A 4,040-nucleotide genomic window follows, 5' to 3' on the forward strand; every position below is an offset into this window, starting at 1 on the left:
CGAAGCGGCGGGCTTGGTCGATCGCATTCCGCAGCGCGCCGTCCACGATCCTCAGCTTGCCGGCAACATGCTCCAGGCGCTGGTCCGCGCGGGCCGGCTGCAGGACGCGATCGACCTTGGCGAGTGGTTCGTCGAGGAATCCGTCGACGGGCAGCTTGTGCGGTCGTTTCTCTCCCAGGCCTGGTATCGTGGCGGTCCGGCGGGAGAACGTTTCTCCAAGTCGATCGAGCATCTTCGCGCCGGGGTCGCTTTGGCGCCGGACGATTTGCGCATGGTCTCCCTGCTCGGCCAGCTGCTGCTCCGCACGGGGAAGACGGCGGAGGCCATCCCTCACTTGCGCAAGTCGATAGAGCTGCAGCCGGACAGCGGCCAGATTCGCGCGCTCTATGCTCGCGCCCTCAAGGAGGACGGCCAGCTCGGCGAAGCGGCCGAGCAATTCTCTGCGCTCATCGAGCAGGCGCCAGACCGGGGCGGCCGCTGGCAGCGCTATGCCGCCGGCGCGCTTAGCCAGGCTGGCCGCCGCGACGAGGCGGCGGACCTGTTCGATGCCTGGGTCGCCGCCCGTGCCGAGAAATTGCCGGACAGTTTCGGCGAAGGACTCGACGCGCTTTGGGCGCAGGTCGGTGAGGTCAACATCCCGAAGGCGCGGCTCGACTGGGCCTGGAGCCTGCGCTCGGCCGAGTGCGAGCTGGACCGCGCGGAATGGGAACGGCGTGCGAAGTGGGGCTATCTCGCCGACCACTACCTGCTCGATTGGCTCGAATGCCGCGACGAGCAGGTCGAGGAGGCGATGCAGCAATTCGCCGACGAGCTCGACGTCGTCGAGGACTTTATCGCCGAGGCGCGAGCGCGGGCGCCGGGCAAGGGCTGCGTCTTCGCCTCGGCGCATGTCGGCGCGATGTATTTCGGGCCATTGGCCCTGGAACTGCTGGGCGTGCGCTCGCGCTGGCTGGCTTCGACCCCGAGCGTCGCCCGCACCTCCTATGCGCAGTCACTGATCTCAACCAGCGATCAGACCCAGGCGCAGGTCGCACGCGGCTTCATGGAGGCGCTGAAGGAGGATTATACGGTCGTCGTCGTGGTCGACGGCGCGATCAACCTCGCTGCGCCGCGCATCCCCTTCGAGGGCCAGGAGATCACCTTTTCCGAATTCGCCGCGCGCACGGCGCACCGGATCGGGTCGTCGTCAGCCTTTGTCGCGCCCATCTGGCGGGACAATCATCATCTCGGCTTCATCCTCGAGCACCTGCCGCTCGCCGAGCCGGGCGAGAGCGCCGACGATTATGCCGTGCGCTGGAAGGAGGCGTATCTCGGCCACCTCCGGAGCTTTCTGGCCGGCCGCCCCGAGAACCTGCGCCTCTCGGGCGGCATCTGGCGCCACATCCGCTGAACGGCCTTGGCGCCGCCTCCCGGTCCAGGTCAGGCGAACTGCGCCAGATCGGTGAAGTGGATCACCCGGTGCTTGTTGGTGAAGACCGCACGCTCCGACAGATAATCCCAGACCTCGTCGGTGAGCTTGCCGTTGGCGAGGCTCATAAACAGCTCGCCGCCCTCGGCGAGGACATTGTCGTGAAGGTCCTTCAAGAAGAACTTCCATGCGTCGATCGTCCAGGGCTTGCCCTCGGAATCGACGTTGAACGCCGCAAGGAAGGCCGTGACCATGCCGAAACGCCTCCCGAAGTCGGGCAGGGGCACATATTGCTCGATCCTGAGCGGGATTCGACTGACCTTGTAGAGCTGGCCGAGCGCCTCGTAGAGGTTGCCGGGCTCAAGCTCGCCGGTCCGCTTGTAGGGCACGTCGGTGCCGATGACTCGGTGACCGTAGAATTCGGCGACGACCGGGAAGTGGGCGGGGCCCGTGCCGATGTCGAGGATGTCAATGGGATCGCGCCGGTTGAGCCCGACGCGCAGGGCCATGCGCAGCTTGCTGTCGAACCAGATGGCCGGGTCGATATATTTGACCATGTCCGATTCCAGGCGGAGCTTGCCCTGACCGGAAAGCTGGAATTCCTGCATCTCGCCGAACTTCTGGCTGTCGACGTGGCTCTTCAGGTAGCGGAAGAATCGCGCCTTTTCCTGGTCGAACTTGTCCTCGGACTTCTCGCAGGCCGCGATCTCACGGTCCACGATGTCATCGAAATTGCCGAAGACGCCATCGAGGTGCAGGTCCTTGACGGCGGGCAGTGGCCGCGGCTCGACGCGGAATCGTATCATTGAGTGGTTATCCTGCTCGTTCTGGTTGACTGGCGACGTGCTCATGCGAGGCTCGCGTGGCGGTCCATCAACCGGCGCCAGGCCGCTTGCGCGCCCGGATGCCCGGCGATGATTGCTGAATGCGCCGGATCCAGCACCGGCTCGGGCAACGGCGTGATGTCGACGCCATAATCCTTGTCGCGAAGCCGGCGCATCGCCCGGCCGTTTCCGCCGATCGCATGGCCGGGAACGGTGCGGCTGAGCACATCGGCATCGAAGCCGAGATCGAGCGCCTCGCAGACAGCCCGGAGCAGCGGCTCTGGGTCACGAGTGAAAGCGTCAAAGTTGAGGAACACGACCCGCCCGTGCGGGCGGAAGTGGTTGAGATAGGCCGAGTATGCCCGGCTCCAGACATCGACATATTTCCGGCATTCCGCCTCGTAGAAACTCTCGTCGCGGTCCTTTGGCAGCTTGTCGAGTTGGGACGCCCAGGCCTGCTCGGGCGACTTGAACACGACGAGCGCCGACAAGTCGAGCAGCGGGTCCTTGTCCGTCAGCTTGGGCAAATTCTTGTCCGCGGAGACGAGGATGCGCGTGCCGACGCGCGCAGCGATCTTGCGGTACCAGTTGGTGTTGTCGGCCGCGAGCGAGCGGCGGAAGGCAGGCGTCAGAACCTCGCACCGCGCACCGCAAACCGTGCAGGGCACGAACTTTGCGTCTTCGAGCGGTTCGGACAGGGTCATGTCGCAATAGCGGCCGTCGCGATGGACCTTGGTGATCCAGTGGGATTCGCCGATGCTCTTGACGCCCGGGAGGCCGCCAAGGACGCGGTCGAGAAGCGTGCTGCCGCAATAAGCGACGCCCGAAATCGCGATGTGCCTGAACTCACCCTCCAGCGCATGCGCGGGACTGGCCAATGCGTCGACGATTGCAGCGCGGAAGAGGGCGTTGGCGGCTGGCGCTGCCTCCCGGGCGGCGGCATCCGGCGCAAGACCGGCAGCGACGGAGGCCTCGGCAAGATGGAACGCCGCCTCGAAGTCGTTGGCGTCTGAATCGCGAAGAGCCGTCCAGTGGTCGAGCGCGTGGGCCGAGCGGCCCTGCGCCTGGAGAAGCCGGGCAGTGTAACGGCGAACCGTCTCGTCGCCAGGGTCCCGGGCCAGCAGGCCACTGCCGATCCACTCCGCCGCATCGAGGTCACGCTCGGTCCGCGCGTTCATCCAGTCCCTGCGATTGGGCGCAGTTGGCGCACTTGCAAGTGTGGCCGTCATCTCACTCCCCGGGAACCTGCATGGGATCGGCAAAGACGCTCGCGAGCGCGAACCGAATGGTTGTCTCGGACAACCCACGTCGGCTTATCGCGAGCCAGCCGGGCTGGCAAGCAAGTGCCGAAATCCTTCCACTGAACGAACTTTTATTCATTTCCATGGCGTTGAGCAGGTCCGTATAGCGCGGGCAACTGCAGTGAACCGATGGTGGAGGCGTATATGCTCCGGTCCCGTTCATCCTCGCTCGGCTCGCGCGCCACATTCATATTCTCCGCCGCGCTCGGCATCGCGCTGTCCTGCGCGGCCTGCGATGCACGCGGCAACGGATCGGGCGAAGGCGCTGCGCAGTCCCTTGACGCTCCGGGCGCGCCCGCTGCCGCGGCGATGCGGGAATTCCCCCCGACCTCGCAGGAAGGCACCGTCTTCGCGCAGATCACGCCCAAGCGGCCGCTCGACCTCTCGTCCTCCGGCGGGTCGCTTGGCTTCGAATGGGGCGGGCCGGGACGGCCTGGAAGCGCTCCGGGGAGTTATTACTACCCGCAAGACCGCGACTTCGACCGGACCCACGATGCGGGCTGGTAT

At 65.9% G+C, this 4,040-nt stretch carries 4 protein-coding genes; 2 read left to right on the forward strand and 2 right to left on the reverse strand.

The annotated features are described in order from the left end of the window. The coding region (locus tag JOZ79_RS13530) for a tetratricopeptide repeat protein (RefSeq protein ID WP_294075161.1) at positions 1-1,390 on the forward strand (1,390 nt) is incomplete at its 5' end. A gap of 29 nt (positions 1,391-1,419) precedes the next feature. On the opposite strand, the gene JOZ79_RS13535 is transcribed toward JOZ79_RS13530, so the two are convergent. Together JOZ79_RS13535 and JOZ79_RS13540 are read right to left on the reverse strand one after the other, a co-directional pair. Beyond that, the gene (locus JOZ79_RS13535) at positions 1,420-2,259 is read right to left on the reverse strand and encodes a hypothetical protein (RefSeq protein WP_294075163.1); all 840 of its coding nucleotides are present in this window, start codon (positions 2,257-2,259) and stop codon (positions 1,420-1,422) included. Next, positions 2,256-3,410: a hypothetical protein gene (locus JOZ79_RS13540; protein WP_294075166.1), complete on the reverse strand. Its 1,155-nt coding sequence runs from the start codon at positions 3,408-3,410 to the stop codon at positions 2,256-2,258. Before JOZ79_RS13540 ends, JOZ79_RS13535 begins: the two co-directional genes overlap by 4 nt. Positions 3,411-3,677: 267 nt before the next feature. Here JOZ79_RS13540 and JOZ79_RS13545 point away from each other — a divergent pair. After that, a partial coding sequence (locus JOZ79_RS13545) for a hypothetical protein (RefSeq protein ID WP_294075168.1) occupies positions 3,678-4,040 on the forward strand: 363 nt, incomplete at its 3' end.

The sequence above is a fragment of the Sphingomonas sp. genome, assembly GCF_019242355.1.
Lineage (GTDB): Bacteria > Pseudomonadota > Alphaproteobacteria > Sphingomonadales > Sphingomonadaceae > Sphingomicrobium.